Source organism: Parasegetibacter sp. NRK P23 (assembly GCF_023721715.1).
Taxonomy (GTDB): Bacteria; Bacteroidota; Bacteroidia; order Chitinophagales; family Chitinophagaceae; genus Parasegetibacter.
The window spans coordinates 50,947-69,376 of sequence record NZ_JAMDLG010000001.1; the positions used below are offsets into that span (position 1 = coordinate 50,947).

Consider the following 18,430-nt stretch of genomic DNA (forward strand, 5'->3'; position numbering starts at 1 on the left):
TATGGGCATTAGAAGGTGAGTGAAATGGTTCCGCCGAAGAAGCGTGCAGGTGGTTCTCCGAAGGCCGTTACACCGATGGCGTTGGAATCTGAATAGTTGTATTCTGGATCGGTGTAGATGTTGGATTTTGGTGTCCAGATAAACAGGTTTCTTCCCTGCACGCTGATGGTGGCTTCTTTCAGGTATTTTGTTTTAGAAAGAATAGTGGAAGGAACGGTGTAGCTGATGGAGACCTCCCGGAGTTTCCAGAAATCACCTTTGGTGATGTAATTGGTGTTGATGCCGGTGTTGTAAGCGGAACTGGGCCAGAAATCACCTCCTCCGTCGCGAACCGTGATAGAGGTATTCGCGATATATTCACCTGGTTTGGTGGGATCCTCATACGAAGAATTGGGGATAACAAAGCGTTCGCGGTTGTACCAGGCTGTGCGGGCCGAAGAACCTGAGAAATCATACGTGCCGCCTCCATTCTGGTAAATCACGAATCCTCCCCTGTATTCACCCAGCGCCCATATCCGGAAGTTTTTGTATTTGAAAGTGAAGTCGAGCCCTAAACGTTGCTTAGGATTTGTGTTGCCCAGTATTTTTGTGTTCGGATCCACAGATGGGTATCCGCTTTTCCGGTCAACGATAATTCTGCCTTGAGGGTCGCGGAGGTAGTCGCTTCCAATCAGTACCGGAAAGAGTTCTCCTGCCACGGCGAAGGTAAGGCTGCCTAATCCCAAGCGTGGAAGTTCTGCGTTGATGGATACCACTTTGTTTTCGTTCCAGGTAAAGTTTCCTCCCAGGGTAAGTTCCATATCTTTTGTACGCACTGGCGTAAAGTGAAGTAATGCTTCTATGCCTTTATTGGTGACTTCGCCCGTATTGGTAAGGAAGCTGCTAAAGCCAGTGGTGTTGGAGATGTTTACGGGAACCGTTTGATCCACTGTGCTGGTTTTGTAATACGTGAAGCCGGCTGATATCCTGTTTTTGAAAAATTCAGCGTCAAAGCCGGTTTCCCATCCGGTGGTAAGTTCGGGTTTCAGTGACTGTGAAACGATCCTGTTACCAACGGTGAAGCCCGCGCCAGTGCTATATGGAAAGCCGTTGGCCTGCCCGAAGGTGGGCCTCAGTGCATATGCGCCCAGGTTTACGTTCCCCACTTTCGACCAACCTCCCCTCAACTTAAGGTTGTCTAACCAACTAATATCCGACAGGGCGCTGATGGCATCCTGCGGTATGAAGGACAGGTTCACGGAGGGGTAGAAGAATGAATTGTACTGTGGGTCAAGCACCGATACCCAGTCGTTCCTGCCGGTAGCTTCAAGAAACAGGTAATCCTTAAATCCCACTTTGAACCTTCCGTATACGCCAACCTGTCTGCTGGTGGCGTTTGATTCAGCGGCGCTGGGGAAATTCAGTCTGTTGCTTACATTAAACAGGTCATCCGCAACCAGTCCGGAAACAGAAACACCAATATCCTTTGAGGTGTTGTTGCGGATGTGCTGGCCAAGGGTAAGGCTCAGGTCAAAATCTTTGACCTGCTTTGTAGCCGTGGCAAGAAAATCACCAGTAAGTTGTGTGGAATAAAATGCGCCGTCTGATACGCTGCCTGTAATATTGGCCTTACTGCCAGTAATATAGTAGCTATCGTAAAAGAACCGCCCTACTGTAGATTTATCACTCTGGTTGCGTGTGGTGATCCCTGTTCTGTACACCAGGTCCAGCCAGGTGGCGGGCTTCCAGTTCAGTTCCAGGTTCCCGGTTAAATAATCGTTCCTTGTTTTTGTACGGTTATTGCCAATATAGAAGTAGGGGTTCTGATAATAATCATTATAATACCCCTGTGGGTTCGCGAAAGGATCGTTCCGCCAGTCTTTGTATGCGGTCAGCGGAATATGCGCGGGTGTGTTCAGTAGGTTCTGATAGATGGTGCCTCCGGCTGAAGTTTGATCGTACCTGTTTTGTACATAGTTTACTTTGTACACCGCCTTAAATGTTTTATTCACCTGCCTGCTGCCATTGGCGCGGATGGAGAAGCGGTTGTATTTATCGAGCCAGGTTACGCCTTTCACATCCACATATTGGGCGGCAATGTAAGAGGTGGATTTCTGATCGCCGGAAGTAACGGCCAGGTCGGTTTGGTTGGTTACGCCGGTTTCCCAGAATGTTTTGCGGTCGTTAACCGGGGAATAGGGCACGGTTTGTATGGAACCATCTTTCAAAGGACGTCCTATCTGTACCATTGATCCATCGTAAGCCGGACCGTATTGCTGATTCTCGTAGGGCACATAATCGGGTACGCCTCCCTGGTAGCCTGAACCGAAACCTGATTGAAGATCCGGATAGAAACTTACTTTAGCGAGGGTGGTGGTATGCGAAAGGTTCACCGTGTTCACACCGGCTTTTCCTTTTTTCGTGGTGATGATGATGGCCCCATTGGATGCATCTGAACCGTACAAAGCCGCGGCACCCGCGCCATTCAGCACGTTGATGTCTTCCACGTCCTGTGGATTCAGGTTACCCAGCATGGTGCCCGGAACCACTACGTTGTCTACCACGATCAGCGCGGTGTTATCACCGAGCAACGACCTGTTTCCTCTGAGTACCGCTCTAACGGAGGGGTTCACCCCACCACTAATGGAATTCACCTGCAAGCCAGCCACCTTCGCCGTTAAACCGGCGCCAAGGTTCACCGCCTTCGCTTCCGTGAGTTGTTTGCCCGATACTGTGGTGGAAGCGTAACCCTGTTCTCTTTTCTTCACAATAATGCCCTGGGCGCCAACAACAATTTCATCCAGACTACTGGTGTTCAGCGCCATGGTTACCTGTAACGGTTCATTGCCACTTACCGCGACGGTTTTTGTACCATAACCAATAAAAGAGAATTCCAGTTTAGATGTGCCAGATGGCATCGTTAAGGAAAAGATGCCGGAAGAATTGGTTACTGTTACAGCATTTGTGCCTACGATTTTTACTGTAACGCCTTCCAGCGCTGCGTTTTGCTCATCGGTAACTTTACCCGATACGCTTTTAGATTGGGAATAAACGGCACCTGATAGCAATAGCATACAGGTAACCTGCCAGCAAATGCGGCGAAGTTTTCTCATGTGTGTTAGATTTGGTTGAGTTTGAAAAATAGAATACTCACCCTCCGCGGAGGGGCATAAATTTTAAGCGTTTTCTTGTGATAGAATGTATGAATTATCTACTCCCCTCAGCAGGGAGCCGACTGGTGTATAGCATAAAATTCAACAGGTAAAGTTGACAATAAACGTAGAGAAGCAATAATGGAAAACAAGCGTAATGACGACTTTTTCAGATCGCATGCAATCGTGTAAAACGGAGGAGTTATTCGAAAAGGATATCAGGAGATGTTATCTTGATTGTGGCTACAAGATAGGAAAAATATTATTTCACTTCAAAAACTTTGTTAAAAATTTAAAAACTTTTTTTTCTTTTTCATCCGGCCAAAATCCAACTTCTTCAAGCTAAAATCCGTTTATGCCAACCTGGGTTATCTTGGTAGTTTTGAAGGATAACTTAATACCCTTCTAAATGATTTTTCGTTCCATGCTCGCGGTGGCGGCCGCATTATTGCTGCATGATGTTTCCGCTCAGATATCCCCGTATTTTCCTTCCAACCAGGAAATGGCGCAACGGTATGAAAATGCTGCTGTGCGTGATAGTATTTCCAGGCAGACTATTTTTAAAACAAGTGTAAACCCGCAATGGACGGGCGCTTCCGCATTCTGGTATTCCAACAGGTTACCGGAAGGACGCACGGAATACATTTATGTTGAAACGCAAAAAAACAAACGTATCCCCTTATTTGATGGCGATAAACTGGTGGCTGCGCTCGAATCCGCTTCCGGTAAAAGTATTCCGAAGGATCGTTTCCAACTCCGCAATATGTATGTTGCTCCCGGCGCCGCTTATGCGATTATTGAGTTGGATGGAAATTTCTGGAAGGTTAAACCTGCTGATTATACGGTGGAAAAAACGGATATCATGCCGAAAGATACCACCAGCTACCCGGGGTTATTGCGCACGCGCGGCCGGTGGGAATGGTTCAGAAGTCCCCGTGTTTCCCCTGATGGAAAATATACGGCGCTTGTCCGCGACCACAATATTTTCATTGAACCGAAAGATGGCGGGGCCGCTATTCAATACACGACCGACGGCACTTCCGAAAAACCATACGGCGACCTGGCCTGGTCTCCCGATGGCAGTTACCTCGTAGGTTACCGGGTGCACCGGGTGGAAGATAAACCTGTATACTATATTCTTACGGCACAGGAAGGAACCACCAGGGGAGAACTGAAATCACACAGCTACAAACAACCCGGCGATGAATTTTCCACCTACGAAATGTACATCGTTAACCGCGAAAATAAAACGACACAAAAGGTCAATACCGACGTGATCGATTTTTTCAGTGCGCCCAGGTTGCAATGGTTCAAAAACAGCCCCGGGAAATTCCTGTATGAAAGAGTGGACCGCGGACACCAGCGTTTCCGCATCATTGAAGTGGACGCGGCCACCGCTTCCACACGGAATATCGTGGATGAACAAACGAATACCTTCATCTACGAGCAAAGAATATTTACCCATTACATGCCCGATACGGGAGAAATACTGTGGGTAAGCGAAAAAGACGGCTGGCGCCATATCTACCTCGTGGACGGAAAGGCCGGAACCATTAAGAATGCCGTAACCAAAGGAGCATGGGTGGTACGAAGTATTGACAGTATAGATGTAAAGAAAAGGGAAATATGGTTCCAGGCGAGCGGCATGAATCCGGGCGAGGACCCATATCATATTCACTATTACAGAATCGGTTTTGATGGTAAAAAACTGGTGTCGCTCACGCCTCAGCCAGGCAATCACCGGCTGAGTTTTTCTCCGGATAAAAAATATTTCGTGGATACTTATTCCGCTGTGAATGTGCCTCCGGTGAGTATTGTCGGAAGAGTGGCGGATGGAAAAACCGTGCTGCAACTGGAACAAGCTGATATCAGCAGGCACCTGGCACAAGGTTTCCGTTTGCCCGAAGTATTTGTATCCAAAGGCCGGGATGGCAAAACGGACATCTGGGGCGTGGTGTATTTCCCTTCCGATTTTGATTCCACCAAAAAATACCCCATCATCGAAAACATCTATGCCGGACCGCAGGATGCTTTTGTACCGAAATCATTCACACCCACGGGCGAAATGCAAAGTTTGTCTGAACTGGGCTTTATCGTTGTGCAGATCGATGGTATGGGCACAGCGAACAGGTCCAAAGCTTTTCATGATGTATGCTGGCAGAACCTGGCCGATGCCGGCTTCCCCGACAGGATTTCGTGGATGCGCGCACTGGCGGCCCGCTACCCGCAGGCTGATACGGGCAGGGTTGGATTATATGGCACTTCAGCTGGCGGACAGAACGCGCTTGGCGGTTTATTGTTCCACCCAACCTGGTACAAGGCTGCGGTTTCGGCCTGTGGCTGCCACGATAATCGTGTAGACAAGCAATGGTGGAACGAGCAATGGATGGGTTACCCCATTGGGAAGCATTACGAAGAGCAGTCCAACATTACCAACGCGCACAAGTTAAAAGGCAAATTGCTCCTCATCGTAGGAGAAGCAGATACCAACGTGCCCCCGGAGTCTACCTACCGTGTGGCGGATGCACTGATTAAAGCGGGAAAAACGTTCGATTTCCTGGCCGTTCCCGGCATGGGCCACAGTGATGGAGGCGCGTACGGGCGGGTGAAAAAACGTGATTTTTTCGTGAAAAACCTGCTGGGCGCAGAGCCGCCGGACCGGAACAGCGGAGCCGCTATAGCGGTGCCACCGGGTACCCGTTAAAAAACGGTAGGGTGAAGGAGGATGGCTAAACATAAAATGAAGGTGCCGAGTATCGTATAATAAAAATTATCTCTATCAGGAATACTCATAAAAAGAGAGGCTGTCCCAAAAAATCAATGAAGCCTCCGAGAATAGCATAACCGAAAATTGTCTTCATGAGCGTTTAGAATTAAAAGAGGGTGTATCAATTTTTGATACACCCTCTTTTAATTCTGCGAATATTAACACGGAATAGCGCTTGCTTTGCTATCCGGAGTTATTATGATGCGTTCTTATAATAGCTTTCCACGTACTCGCTGGGCGCCTGGCCCACAATGCTCTTAAATACACGGTTGAAATTGGTGATGCTGTTGAATCCGCAGTTGTAGGCAATGGTGGAAATGCTGTCGAATCCGCCATCGGTGAGCTTCTTGCAGGCTTCGTTGATGCGCACCTCGTTGAGGAAGGAAACGAAAGTGTGGAGCGTACGTTTTTTAAAATACCTGCAGAAGGCCTGCGGGGTCATGTGCGCCTGTTTGGCCACATCTTCCAGTGTGATGGGCTGCGCGTAATTGGTCATAATGAAATGATAGATATTGCTGAGACGAATACCTTCGTGTTCGCTTACACTCGAAAGTTCCGTTACGGTGGCCAGTTCTTTTACATCTGGTATAGCGGCGAATTTTTTCAGGATTTCCACGAAAAGCAGGAACTGTTCTATGCCGGAGGCTTCACTGAGTTGGTTCATTTTATGACCTATATCCGCTACATATTGTTCGGGAATACTGAACCCGCTGCGGTGTTTTTGCAGGAAAGTCCGGATGGATTTCAGTTCTGAAAGGTCAAAAAGGTATTGGAGTTTCCCATTCGGGTTAAAGAATACTGTAAGCGCCTGAACCTTCTTTTTGCTTTTCTCATGAAAATAATCAGGGTCGCTTTTGAACACGTGCGGCTGGTTTGCACCGATGCAATAAATTTCATTTGACCGGAAAGGATACATGTTATTGTCCACCACCAGCGTCCCTTCTCCCTTCTGTATCCAGGTCAGTTGCATTTCATCGTGGCGGTGGAGGTGCTGGTAGAAAAAAGGAAGCACATCTTTTTGAACGATGATGTTCTTTTCTCCCGGAACGGGAAGGGTGAATTGCAGGACTTTCATGACAGTTTATTTTGGCTGGTGAAACTGAGTGATGACATGTCTAAAGTAACTTATTTATACAATATTAGCTTTTGGATGTGAAAATTGGATAAAAACAGGTTAAAATAATGCTGGTGGTGTCTTTTCAGCGATCCGTATTTTAACCGATGGAGCTGTCGTTTTTTGGCTATTTATTCCCGGTATTTTAACATGAATCGTTTTTGTGTGCACGAGGCTGCTACATTTGTGGATATGTTGGTGCAGAATGGCATCAACCATGACCGGGATAGTTTTATCGTTGTATTTGCCTGACGATGGACGGTACCGGTTAAAAACCAGTAATCATGAAAGTTTTATATTGTACTACGCCAGGAAAGTTTGATTATGATGAAAAGGAACAACCTAAGGCTGCGCCGGGTTATTCATTGTTAAATGTGAAGCGTGTGGGCATTTGTGGCACAGATCTTCATGCTTTTGAAGGAACCCAGCCTTTCTTCAGTTACCCGCGGATTCTTGGACATGAGTTGGCCTGTACATTCGTAGAAGGTGCAGCTGGCTTTGAACCCGGAGAAGCAGTTACGATAATTCCCTATTTCAATTGCGGTACCTGTGTGGCCTGCAGGCGCGGAAAGGGAAACTGCTGTACGAAGATGCAGGTTTGCGGCGTGCACCTGGATGGCGGAATGGCGGAATACCTGCTTGTGCCAGACGATAAGCTGGTGCATGGAAATGGGTTGTCGCTGGATGAACTGGCGCTTGTGGAGCCGTTGGCCATTGCCTTGCACGGTGTAAAACGCGCGGCAGTGGAGGAAGGAGAATGGGTGCTGATAATGGGAGCGGGGCCTATTGGAATTGGAATTATTGAATTTGCCCGGATGTACGGTGGAAATGTAGTGGTGGCAGACGTGAATGAAGACCGCCTGGAATGGTGCAGGAAGAACCTTGGCGTTCAACACACGATTAATCCGGCTTCAGAAGAGCTGACGGTTAAGCTGGAGCAGTTAACCAATGGAGAAATGGCCACAGTTGTGATTGACGCTACCGGAAGCAACCGCGCCATCCACAATGGATTTCCCTGTATGGCGCATGGGGCAAGATACGTGCTGGTGGGGTTGCAGAAAGAAGCCATCAGCTTCAGCCATCCGGAGTTCCATAAGCGGGAGAGTACCTTAATGAGTAGCAGGAACGCGACCCGGGAAGATTTTGAAGAGGTGATCGACGCAATGAAGCAACAAAAAATACAGCCGCTGAAATGGGTAACGCACAGAGTGAATGCCGATGAGATCGCAAAGGAATTTCCGGGTTGGATTGATCCGAAAAACAAAGTGATCAAAGCATTGACGAATTGGTAGTATCAACGTGTTAAGCAACTTCAGGAAAGCGGTATGGAGAAGCCGAAGATGCTGCCTTCCCCGGGTCTGCTTTCCGCCCATACATTGCCGCCCTGCGCTTCCATGAACTCTTTTGAAATGGATAATCCCAAGCCTGTACCCGTTTTTTCCTGTGAACCGGGTACCTTGAAATACCGGTCGAATAAACGCGGAAGGTATTGCGGATCGATGCCCTTTCCATGGTCTTTAACGGTAAAGAGGATGTGGTTGTCGTGCAGCGATGTGGTGATGTCTACAATACTGTGCTCCGGTGCGTATTTGACGGCATTCGATAAGAAATTAGTAAGTACCCAGGCTGTTTTCTCCGGATCAGCGAAGATGCGCCGGTCATGGTGCAAGCAATGCCGGTGAAAAGTGATGCCTTTCTGCTGTGCCAGAAACTGAACAGCTGAAATGGCTTCATCCAGGATAAGCTCTGGCGCAACCGGCTGTAATTTCAATTGAATATGGCCGGTTTCCACCTGGCTCATGTTCAGCAATTCACCTGTGATCCGCAGTAAGCGGTTGGCGTCATCATGGATGCTTTTCACCAGGTCCTCCTGTTCTTTGTTGACCGCGCCGATGCGTTCATCGGTAAGCAACTGAGCACTCATTTTGATGGAGGCGATCGGTGTTTTCAGCTCATGGGATATGGTGGCGATAAAATTGGTTTTGGCCTCGTTCAGTTCGTGGAACGGCGTGATGTTTCTTAGAACGATTACCTGGCCGATGGTCTTTTCATTGTTGGTGACGCTGAAAGTATCGGGTTGGAAATAACTTTCTTTGTTGTTGGCGAATATCTTCAGTTCCTTTCCACCGGCATGGTCCTGGAGTAATGTGCGCATCAGGTCATTTTTCACCGCGATATCCGGGGCGTACTTTCCGGTGATGTCGGCTTCTTTCAAACCGAGTAGTCCTTCCGATACTTTGTTGAGAAAGAGTACGCGCATATTTTCATCCAGTCCGATGATGCCATCGTTGAGCTGGTTGATGATGGTTTCAATTCTGCTCTTCTCGAATTTGATCCTGGCGAGGTTGCTGTGTTCATATTCGTCCAGTTTTTCGGCCATGGTATTGAAGGCGTTGGCCAGGTCGCCGAACTCGTCTTTTTGCTGGAGATGGATGCGCTTTGAATAGTCCTTGTTCACGATGGCGCTGATGCCTTCTGAAAGTGCTTTTACCGGTGCGCTGATCACGTTGGGGAAATTGACCGCCAGCGTGAAAGCCAGGAGTACCAGCACTGCGAAAATTATCATCAGCCAGGTACTGAACTTTTCGGCATTGTGCTCCGTAGCCAGGTTCTTCCGGAAAATAGCATCCTGGTTCACTTTATTGATGTTTACGAGCGCGTTCCGGATAATCGCTTTGAGCGAATCCGCGGATTGACCGTCCACAAACAGCCCTTCGTAAGCGATCCTGAGTTCCTCGGTGAACCTGGCTTCCCCGGGTTCAGTAATGTTGGCGCGTTGTCTGGAAAGCTGTGTTTCAAAGTTTATTCGCGCCATACTGTCTTGCGGTAATGTTTCCAGCGACTGCAGCATGTTGGTGCTGTACACCAGCGTTTCGTAGTTATTGTCCAGAACCAGTTCCGCGTCTTTTTTGAGCTGTTGGATGGAAAGAATGCCAAGAATACCCGATATAAGGATCGCGATGAAGAGGAAACCGGTTCCCAGGCTGAGTTTTGTTTTGAGGCGCATATCAGGATAAAATTACGATGTCGGTATCTGATTGGGATAATTTATTCAGCAACTGGTTGAATACCGCGGTACTGAGGATAATACCCAGCAGGTTGAAATGGGGTTTTCCAATGCAGATTGTGGTGATGTTCTTTTCTTCCGCGACGGCGATGATGGCCCTGGCGATATTATCGCCTTTTACCTTCACCACTTCTCCGCCCAGTTCGGTGGCCAATTTGAAGTTGTTGATGAGGTGGCGCTGCGCGGCGAGTCCGATCCGGTCACTGTTTTCCTTTGGCGTCTGCACATACAGGAGGTACCACCTGGAATGGTAATAGGCCGCAAGCCTGGCTGTTTTCCGGATCACCTTTTTGGCGGTATCATGGTTGGTGCTGATGCAGGCGAGAAAACGTTCGCTGCGCAATTGCGCGGTACGTGGCAGCTCGGTTTCTATCTTCCGTTCTACCTGTGTCGCAACTTCTTTCAGGGCGAGTTCTCTTAACTGGAGAATCTTTTCAGGCTGGAAAAAATTGTTCAGCGCGATCGCGATCTTTTCGGGTGCGTAAATCTTTCCTTCTTTCAGCCTTGTAATCAGTTCATCCGCGGTAAGGTCGATGTTCACTACTTCATCGGCCTGCTGTAATACGGTATCAGGAATCCGTTCCGAAACCTGCACGCCAGTGATGTTTTTTATTTCTTCCTGTAAACCATCAATATGCTGGATGTTTACGGCGCTGATCACGTTGATGCCCGCATCCAGGATATCCACTACGTCCTGCCATCTTTTTTCATGCTTGCTGCCTTCGATATTGGTATGGGCAAGTTCATCCACGATCACTACTTCCGGATGAAGGTTCAGGATGGCCTGGAGGTCCATCTCCTCCAGGTGCTTTCCTTTGTAGAAGAGGTGTCTTCTGGGAATCTCCGGCAGCCCTTCCAGCAGCGCATGGGTTTCGGCACGCTGATGCGTTTCAATGTATCCGATCTTCACATCCACGCCATTCCGCAAAAGCGTTCGTGCCTCCTGCAACATGCGGTAGGTTTTCCCTACGCCGGCGCTCATGCCGATGTATACTTTGAATTTGCCACGCCGTGATTGGCGGATCAGTTCCAAAAAATGCTGTGCGGAGGTTTCTTTTGATGGCATAATAGTAGGGTGAATAATGAGGTATAAATGGTTGTTCCCGGAGCATAAGTTGTGTACTGTCAGAATGCAACGGCTATACTGAAGTTGAGCATGCCGTTCCCTGAAACCGGTTCTCCGTTCCGCTCAAAAAGCTTATCCTTCGAAGTGAATCCTCTTCCTTCCAGGCGCACAATGGCATTGGGAACCGGTGAAAAATCCATTCCAACAGAATAACCGAAGGTTTTAAAACCGCCTGGCGTGTTGGCGGCAACGATCACCCCTTTTTGGTCCGAATAATATTCTCCACGCGCATTCAGGCTCCATTGTTCATTCAGGGTATACCGCGCAATGATAACCGGGGCATACCATATTTGGAAGTCGTTGCTGCCTTTGGTACGTTGCTGCGCGCCAATATCGAAACCGGTGGTAATACTTGTTTTTCCTGATGTTACAACGGCATAAAGGTTGTGAAAATAGCGCATCAGTCGGGTAGTGTCGGGTTGGTCGGTACCGATAAATGTACTGGAATTGAGTAAGGTATTGGTATTGGGTTTGAACTGCACCTGGGTGCCGAAGCTCATCAACGAATTGCTTTCTACTCTTTGGATGCGTTGCCACCCATTTAATGCCAGTACGCTCAGCAGCCATTTTCCATTCGGGGTATTGTAACTGAGTTTAGCGCCGCTTTGATAATAGGGCGAATTTTCAGCGAGGATGCTCCGGGTAAGGGTTGGACAATCTTTGGAGATCGCGCTTTCAAACCCGATATGGGAGGGAAATATCCCCACGTCCAGCCAGAGCTCATATTGTTTAGACAATTTCATGCCCGCATTGGCTTCGAAAACATTTTTCAGTACGCCCGGTTCCGCCGCGTAATTAGCGTTCATGTAAGTGCCTGCCGCAATGGCCAGGTTGGCCCGCACTTTATTGGTCTGATAATTGGCTTTCAGGAAAGCGAGGTTGATGTTGAATTCGTTGTGCCTGTTGTGGCTGTACAGGAAGGAAGGCTTTGTGTTGGAAGCGGGTTTGTTCAGATCGTAACTATAATAGGCCTCTACATAACCGCTTACTGAAAACCGGTTCGTGGAATCCTGTGCGTAAAGGGCGCTGCCGGCAAACAGGCAGGCAAAGAAAAGAAATGGTCTCATTGGGGAATTGATTTATTGAATTTGATCCAGTGCGATGTTGAGTTGCAATACATTGATGGTGGGGGTTCCAAACAGGTTGAACAACGGAGCTTGGGTATGTTTTTTCACCAGTTCCGTGATCGTTTTTTCCGGGATATCTCTTGCCGTGGCTACTCTTTTCACCTGTACCAGGGCCGAAGCGGGGGAGATGTGAGGATCCAGTCCGCTTCCCGAAGCGGTAACCAGTTCCGAAGGAATTTCGTTCACACGGATACCGGGATTATGGGCCAGGAAAGTGTCGATTCTTTCCTGCACTGTTTTCAGGTAGTCGGGGTTCGATGGGCCTTTGTTGGAACCACCGGAACCGGCTGCATTGTAATTTACGGCTGAAGGCCTTCCGTGGAAATACCGGTCCTGCCGGAATTGCTGACCGATATTCGCGTAGCCGACGGTTAGGCCATTGTTTTGGATGGTTGCGCCATTACCTTTTCCCGGTGCCAGCAGGGCGATGCCGGAGATCAACAGCGGATAAAGTACGGAACAGATCAATATAAGCACAATGGTTAATTTTATGGAGGGAAGCAAATACTTTTTCACTTGCTGATGTTTTAATTGTTAGATAAATAAGGAAAGGAACAGGTCGATGAGTTTGATGCCGATGAAGGGGATCACCATACCGCCAAGTCCGTACACCAGCAGGTTCCGTCTCAGCAGGGCGCTTGCGCCGATCGGTTTATAGGCCACACCTTTTAAGGCCAGCGGGATCAGCGCCGGAATGATGAGCGCATTAAATATGACCGCGGAGAGGATGGCGCTTTCCGGGCTGTTGAGCCGCATGATGTTGAGTCCCTGTAAAGCGGGTATGGAAGCGATGAACAGGGCCGGAACGATGGCGAAGTATTTGGCCACGTCGTTGGCGATGGAAAAAGTGGTGAGGGTACCGCGGGTCATCAGGAGTTGTTTCCCGATTTCCACGATCTCAATGAGTTTGGTGGGGTCATTATCGAGGTCCACCATGTTGCCCGCTTCTTTGGCGGCCTGGGTTCCGCTGTTCATGGCAACGCCCACATCGGCCTGCGCGAGTGCCGGCGCATCGTTGGTACCGTCGCCCATCATCGCGACCAGTTTTCCGGCTTCCTGTTCTTTCCGGATATAGATCATTTTATCTTCCGGTCTGGCTTCCGCGATAAAATCATCCACACCCGCTTTTTCTGCGATGTATTTTGCGGTGAGGGGATTATCACCGGTAACCATCACCGTTTTTACACCCATTCTGCGCAGCCTTTCAAACCGTTCTGTGATACCAGGTTTTATGATGTCCTGTAATTCTATGACACCGATCACCTCGTTGTTCCGGCTCACCACAAGTGGTGTTCCACCATTCGATGATATTGCTTTTACTTTTTCTTCGGTTTCAACCGGGAATCCGTTTCCTGATTGTATGGCCTGCTTCCTGATGGCATCGAAAGCGCCTTTCCTGATTTGGGTGCCCGCGAAGTCGATACCGCTGCTCCTGGTTTCTGCCGTGAAGGGAATAAAGCGCGCATCCTCTTTGCGCAGCGTGCTGGTTTTTACACCCGCAGATTGTGCGAGTTCCACGATTGATTTGCCTTCGGGGGTTTCATCGGCGAGTGAAGAAAGCGCGCAGGCCTCCATGAAATCAGTTTCGGTAATGCCGTTTACGGGCCAGAAGTGAGTGGCCTTTCTGTTCCCGATGGTGATGGTGCCGGTTTTGTCGAGCAGCAAGGTATCGATATCCCCGGCGGTTTCCACGGCCTTACCACTTTTGGTGATCACGTTGGCACGAAGCGCCCTGTCCATACCGGCGATGCCGATGGCGCTCAGTAATCCACCGATGGTGGTGGGGATCAGGCATACAAACAACGATACAAAGGCTGCTATGGTGATGGGCGTTTGCGCATAGTCGCCGAAAGGTTTCAGCGTCACGCAAACGATGATAAATACGAGGGTGAAGCTGGCGAGCAGGATGGTAAGCGCGATCTCATTGGGTGTTTTCTGCCTGCTGGCACCTTCCACCAGGGCGATCATTTTATCGAGAAAACTTTCGCCGGGATCGGTGGTTACACGCACTTTGATATGGTCGCTCAATACCTTGGTGCCGCCAGTTACTGAGGACTTGTCGCCGCCCGCTTCGCGGATCACGGGAGCGGATTCTCCCGTAATGGCCGATTCATCAATGGTGGCCAGTCCTTCGATGATTTCTCCATCCATCGGGATGATGTCTCCCGCTTCACAGATGAATACGTCTCCTTTCCGAAGTGAAGAGGAGGGAACCGTCTTCACTTCATCGGTGTACATTTCACCGACGGGGAACACTTTTTTGGCCGGTGTTTCCTCCCGTGTTTTCCGCAGGCTTTCGGCCTGGGCCTTTCCTCTCGCTTCAGCGATGGCCTCCGCGAAATTGGCGAACAGAAGGGTGAGGAAGAGCACAATGAATACGGCCAGGTTGTAGCCGAAGGAACCTTGTGTGGTATCGCCTGTAAAGCCACTGTAGCAGGTCACAAACAGCATAATGGCGGTACCTATTTCTACGGTGAACATCACCGGATTCCGGAACATCAGCGCGGGGGATAATTTAATGAAGGCCTGTTTGAGCGCGGTACTTACCAGCGAAGACTCCAACAGTTTATGTTGCTTTTGCATGGTGTTATTATTGAGAAAAAGTGGTTAATTCAGTTGGAAAAATTCAGCTATCGGACCTAGCGTGAGCGCGGGGAAAAACGCCAGTGCCGCGAGGACCATGATCACGGCATAGGTCATGATTCCGAAGGTGGCCGTGTCCGCTTTCAGCGTCCCGGCTGATTCAGGAATGTATTTTTTCTTTGCCAGCAGTCCGGCGATGGCCACCGGTCCGATAATGGGGATGAACCTTCCGAAAAGCATCACCAGCCCCGTGCTTATGTTCCAGAAGATATTGTTGTCGCCAAGCCCCTCGAACCCGGAACCATTGTTGGCCGAAGCCGAAGTGTATTCATACAGCATTTCTGAGAATCCATGACTGCCCGGGTTATTCAACCAGTTGGCCGGTTGTACGGACCAATTGATTTGCGGGTGATGCACGGCGAAATAAGCGGACAGCGCGGTTCCAATCAGTACCAGGAACGGGTGTAATAACGCGATGAGCGCCGCTATTTTCACCTCCCGTGCTTCTACTTTTCTACCAAGAAATTCCGGTGTTCTCCCCACCATCAATCCGGAAATAAACACCGCGATGATGAGGAAGATAAAGTAGTTCAGCAATCCAACACCTTTACCGCCGTAAAAGCAGTTCGTCATCATGCCGAGCATTTGCATGGCGGCGGAAAGGGGCATGGAGCTGTCATGCATTGAATTGACGGAACCTGTTGATATGATGGTGGTCATGACCTGCCAGTAAGCGGAGGCGGCAACGCCGAAGCGCACCTCTTTGCCTTCCATCGCGGTGGAATCAGAAAGTCCGAGCTGGTGGAAAGCCGGGTTGCCGTTCAGTTCACTCAACATGTTCGGAACCATGAAGGTGAGCATGCCCAGCGTCATTACACCGAATATCACATAGCCAAGTTTCTTCCGGCGTATGTAGAAGCCGAAGGCGAAAATAAGCGCCATGGGAAGGACCACCTGGGCGATCACTTCCGCCATATTCGTAAGATAGTTGGGGTTCTCCAACGGGTGCGCCGAGTTTACGCCGAACCAGCCGCCCCCATTGGTGCCGAGGTGTTTGATCGCGATCATACCGGCTGCCGGGCCTCGGGAAACCTGTACCTTGTCTCCTTCCAATGTGGTGATGCTGTCTTTGCCGGCGAAGCTGGCCGGTGTGCCGTTGAATACCAGCAATGTGGCCAGTACGATGGAAAGCGGCAGCAGTATACGGGTGATGGTGCGCGTGAAAAAGAAATAGAAATTACCCAGTTTTTCCGTCGTTCTTCCCGCGAATGCACGGAACAACACAGCTACTGCGGCTACGCCTGTGGCGGCGGAAACAAACTGTAGAAAAGTGATCACCATCAGCTGTGTAAAATAGGTAAGGCCCGATTCACCCGAGTAGTGTTGGAGGTTACAATTCACCAGGAAACTGATGGCTGTGTTGAAGGAAAGATCAGGGGACATACCAGGATTTCTGTCGGGGTTTAAAGGAAGTTGCCCCTGGAACAACAACAGGAAGAAGGCATACACCAGCCATACCAGGTTGATGGAGAGCAGGGCCGCGAGGTGTTGCTTCCAGTTCATTTCCCGGTTCGGATCAATGCCTGAGACACGGTAGATGAACTTTTCTAAGGGCAGCATGAAATCAGAGATGGTCCTTTCCCCGTGGAAAACTTTCGAAATGTATTTACCCAGTGGAAAAGCCAAGAGTACACTCAGGAAAAAACAGAGCAGTACGCCGTATAATTCGGTTCGCATGTTCGGTGTTTTAAGGTTAGAATTTTTCTGGTTTCAGCAACACGTAAACCAGGTAGATAAAAACAAGGATCGATACGATCAGTAATACCGTCATCATGGTGTTAAAATTGAAGGTTAGATGTTTTCGAAAAAGCTGATGCATTTGAAGAGGAGCCAGAAGCCCAAAAGGCAGGTGAGCAATAGTGTGATGGTGAGCATAATGTTTATTTTGATTTACGCAGCGTATCAGCCAAATGGCATACCTGTTTGGCGTATCCAAAATGAGATTTTCATGTAATCCAATACAGATAAGGACTTGAGGACTTATTCCTGCTCAGGTATCCATGCGCCGGAAAATAAAAACCCTCTCAAAATGAGAGGGTTTTATCAAAATGATGCGGTCGGTTTATATTTTGTACTCTTCTATTTTCCGGTATAGGGTGGCGGTGCCGATGTTCAGCAGCCTGGCGGCTTCGGCTTTGTTGTTGCCCGTATATTGTAATACGCGCAGGATATGCAGTTTTTCGACGCTGGCCAGGTCGAAAGCGGAAACCGTTCCTCCCGCAGGAGTACTGAACCGGATGTCTTCCGGTAATTCGGCTTCGGTAAGGGTGTCTGTTCCAGCCATGATCACCGCTCTTTCCAATACGTTCCTGAGTTCCCTGATGTTTCCTTTCCAGGTATGCTGCTGCATTTTCTCCAGGAATGCATCGCTGATGGAAACTGACTTGCGGTTGAGTTTTGCGGAGAAGAGGGCGACAAAATGTTTGGTGAGTGCGGGAATATCTTTTTTCCGTTCCCGGAGGGGTGGGAGGTGTATGGAAAAAACATTCAGGCGGTAGAACAGGTCTTCGCGGAATTGCCCTTTGCTTACTTCTTCTTTCAGGTCGCGGTTGGTGGCCGCGATGATGCGCACGTTTACTTTGGAAGGTTTGGTATCGCCGATTTTCAGGAATTCACCGGTTTCCAGTACGCGGAGAAGCTTGCTTTGCAGGTCGGTGGGCATTTCTCCGATCTCGTCGAGGAAAAGGGTTCCGGTATCGGCTTCCTCAAAAAGTCCTTTTTTATCCCGGACCGCATTGGTGAAGGCGCCTGCGCGGTAGCCGAAGAGTTCGCTTTCCAGCAGTTCCTTACTGAAGGCGCTGCAGTTGAGTGCCACAAAGGGTTTGGCGTTTCGCTTGCTGTGGTGGTGGATGGCCTGGGCGAATACTTCCTTTCCGGTGCCGGTTTCTCCGAGCAGCAGCACGGTGGCATCTGAAGCGGCCACACGTTTGGCCTGGTCGATGGCCGATTGAATGGCGGTGGATTGGCCCAGAATGCTGTCGAAGCTGTATTTTTTACCCACCTGCTTTTCCAGTTTTTCAATGCGCTTTTGCAACTGCACCTTCTCCATGGCCCGGTTGAGGAGTGGAATGATGCGGTTGTTGTCGTCACCTTTTACCAGGTAGTCGAAGGCCCCGTTCTTTATGGCCTGCACACCATCGGGAATATTCCCGTAGGCTGTTAGGAGGATCACTTCAGCTGAAGGGTGTTTTTCTTTCAGTTCCACTGTGAAATCCACACCGCTTCCATCGGGTAATTTCACATCACAGAGAATGATGTCCGCAGCCGTCCGCTCCAGTATTTTTCCTGCCTGTTTCAACGTGTCGGCTTCCAGTACTTCAAATCCTTCCAGCGTGATAATGCGCTTCAGCAAACCGCGTAGTTTGGCTTCATCATCCACCAGTAATATCGTTCCGGCCATGGGTGTTGTATATTTTTCAAAGCTAGTAATTTACTGTTCAGCGGGATGGTATAAG

General features: G+C 49.2%; 12 protein-coding genes. 2 read left to right on the top strand and 10 right to left on the bottom strand.

Annotation, left to right across the window (positions count from 1 at the left end; translation table 11 throughout):
• Positions 1–8: 8 nt before the first annotated feature.
• The gene (locus M4J38_RS00165) at positions 9–3,092 is read right to left on the bottom strand and encodes a SusC/RagA family TonB-linked outer membrane protein (protein ID WP_251757501.1); all 3,084 of its coding nucleotides are present in this window, start codon (positions 3,090–3,092) and stop codon (positions 9–11) included.
• 448 nt (positions 3,093–3,540) lie between these two features.
• Between M4J38_RS00165 and M4J38_RS00170 the strand changes: the two genes are divergently transcribed.
• Complete coding sequence (locus M4J38_RS00170) at positions 3,541–5,835, top strand: S9 family peptidase (RefSeq protein ID WP_251757502.1); 2,295 nt, start codon at positions 3,541–3,543, stop codon at positions 5,833–5,835.
• A gap of 259 nt (positions 5,836–6,094) precedes the next feature.
• On the opposite strand, the gene M4J38_RS00175 is transcribed toward M4J38_RS00170, so the two are convergent.
• Positions 6,095–6,973: an AraC family transcriptional regulator gene (locus M4J38_RS00175; protein ID WP_251757503.1), complete on the bottom strand. Its 879-nt coding sequence runs from the start codon at positions 6,971–6,973 to the stop codon at positions 6,095–6,097.
• A gap of 323 nt (positions 6,974–7,296) precedes the next feature.
• Between M4J38_RS00175 and M4J38_RS00180 the strand changes: the two genes are divergently transcribed.
• Positions 7,297–8,304: a zinc-binding alcohol dehydrogenase family protein gene (locus tag M4J38_RS00180; RefSeq protein WP_251757504.1), complete on the top strand. Its 1,008-nt coding sequence runs from the start codon at positions 7,297–7,299 to the stop codon at positions 8,302–8,304.
• A gap of 20 nt (positions 8,305–8,324) precedes the next feature.
• Here M4J38_RS00180 and M4J38_RS00185 read toward each other — a convergent pair whose 3' ends face one another.
• The 8 genes from M4J38_RS00185 to M4J38_RS00215 all read right to left on the bottom strand — a co-directional run bounded on the left by M4J38_RS00185 (position 8,325) and on the right by M4J38_RS00215 (position 18,375).
• Entirely contained in the window at positions 8,325–10,019 is a 1,695-nt protein-coding gene (locus M4J38_RS00185; protein ID WP_251757505.1) for an ATP-binding protein, read from the bottom strand.
• 1 nt (position 10,020) lies between these two features.
• Positions 10,021–11,145, bottom strand: a complete 1,125-nt coding sequence (locus M4J38_RS00190; protein WP_251757506.1) for a universal stress protein — start codon at positions 11,143–11,145, stop codon at positions 10,021–10,023.
• Between the two features lie 59 nt (positions 11,146–11,204).
• The gene (locus M4J38_RS00195) at positions 11,205–12,272 is read right to left on the bottom strand and encodes a porin (RefSeq protein WP_251757507.1); all 1,068 of its coding nucleotides are present in this window, start codon (positions 12,270–12,272) and stop codon (positions 11,205–11,207) included.
• A 12-nt stretch (positions 12,273–12,284) separates the two neighbouring features.
• The gene (locus M4J38_RS00200) at positions 12,285–12,848 is read right to left on the bottom strand and encodes a K(+)-transporting ATPase subunit C (RefSeq protein ID WP_251757508.1); all 564 of its coding nucleotides are present in this window, start codon (positions 12,846–12,848) and stop codon (positions 12,285–12,287) included.
• 18 nt (positions 12,849–12,866) lie between these two features.
• The gene (kdpB, locus tag M4J38_RS00205) at positions 12,867–14,915 is read right to left on the bottom strand and encodes a potassium-transporting ATPase subunit KdpB (protein ID WP_251757509.1); all 2,049 of its coding nucleotides are present in this window, start codon (positions 14,913–14,915) and stop codon (positions 12,867–12,869) included.
• Between the two features lie 24 nt (positions 14,916–14,939).
• Positions 14,940–16,652 carry a potassium-transporting ATPase subunit KdpA gene (kdpA, locus tag M4J38_RS00210; RefSeq protein ID WP_251757510.1) on the bottom strand — a complete coding sequence of 571 codons (1,713 nt, stop codon included), beginning with the start codon at positions 16,650–16,652 and terminating at the stop codon, positions 14,940–14,942.
• A 16-nt stretch (positions 16,653–16,668) separates the two neighbouring features.
• On the bottom strand, positions 16,669–16,794 hold the full coding sequence (gene kdpF / locus M4J38_RS19830) for a K(+)-transporting ATPase subunit F (protein ID WP_374662823.1): 126 nt from the start codon (positions 16,792–16,794) through the stop codon (positions 16,669–16,671).
• Between the two features lie 243 nt (positions 16,795–17,037).
• A complete protein-coding gene (locus M4J38_RS00215; RefSeq protein ID WP_251757511.1) occupies positions 17,038–18,375 on the bottom strand; it encodes a sigma-54 dependent transcriptional regulator in 1,338 nt (445 codons plus the stop codon).
• Positions 18,376–18,430 lie beyond the last annotated feature (55 nt).

Coding starts and splice junctions, on each gene's coding strand:
- kdpB (WP_251757509.1), bottom strand. CDS start 14,915: ATGCAAAAGCAACATAAACTGTTGGAGTCTTCGCTGGTAAGTACCGCG.
- M4J38_RS00180 (WP_251757504.1), top strand. CDS start 7,297: ATGAAAGTTTTATATTGTACTACGCCAGGAAAGTTTGATTATGATGAA.
- M4J38_RS00165 (WP_251757501.1), bottom strand. CDS start 3,092: ATGAGAAAACTTCGCCGCATTTGCTGGCAGGTTACCTGTATGCTATTG.
- M4J38_RS00185 (WP_251757505.1), bottom strand. CDS start 10,019: ATGCGCCTCAAAACAAAACTCAGCCTGGGAACCGGTTTCCTCTTCATC.
- M4J38_RS00175 (WP_251757503.1), bottom strand. CDS start 6,973: ATGAAAGTCCTGCAATTCACCCTTCCCGTTCCGGGAGAAAAGAACATC.
- M4J38_RS00195 (WP_251757507.1), bottom strand. CDS start 12,272: ATGAGACCATTTCTTTTCTTTGCCTGCCTGTTTGCCGGCAGCGCCCTT.
- kdpA (WP_251757510.1), bottom strand. CDS start 16,652: ATGCGAACCGAATTATACGGCGTACTGCTCTGTTTTTTCCTGAGTGTA.
- M4J38_RS00190 (WP_251757506.1), bottom strand. CDS start 11,145: ATGCCATCAAAAGAAACCTCCGCACAGCATTTTTTGGAACTGATCCGC.
- kdpF (WP_374662823.1), bottom strand. CDS start 16,794: ATGCATCAGCTTTTTCGAAAACATCTAACCTTCAATTTTAACACCATG.
- M4J38_RS00215 (WP_251757511.1), bottom strand. CDS start 18,375: ATGGCCGGAACGATATTACTGGTGGATGATGAAGCCAAACTACGCGGT.
- M4J38_RS00170 (WP_251757502.1), top strand. CDS start 3,541: ATGATTTTTCGTTCCATGCTCGCGGTGGCGGCCGCATTATTGCTGCAT.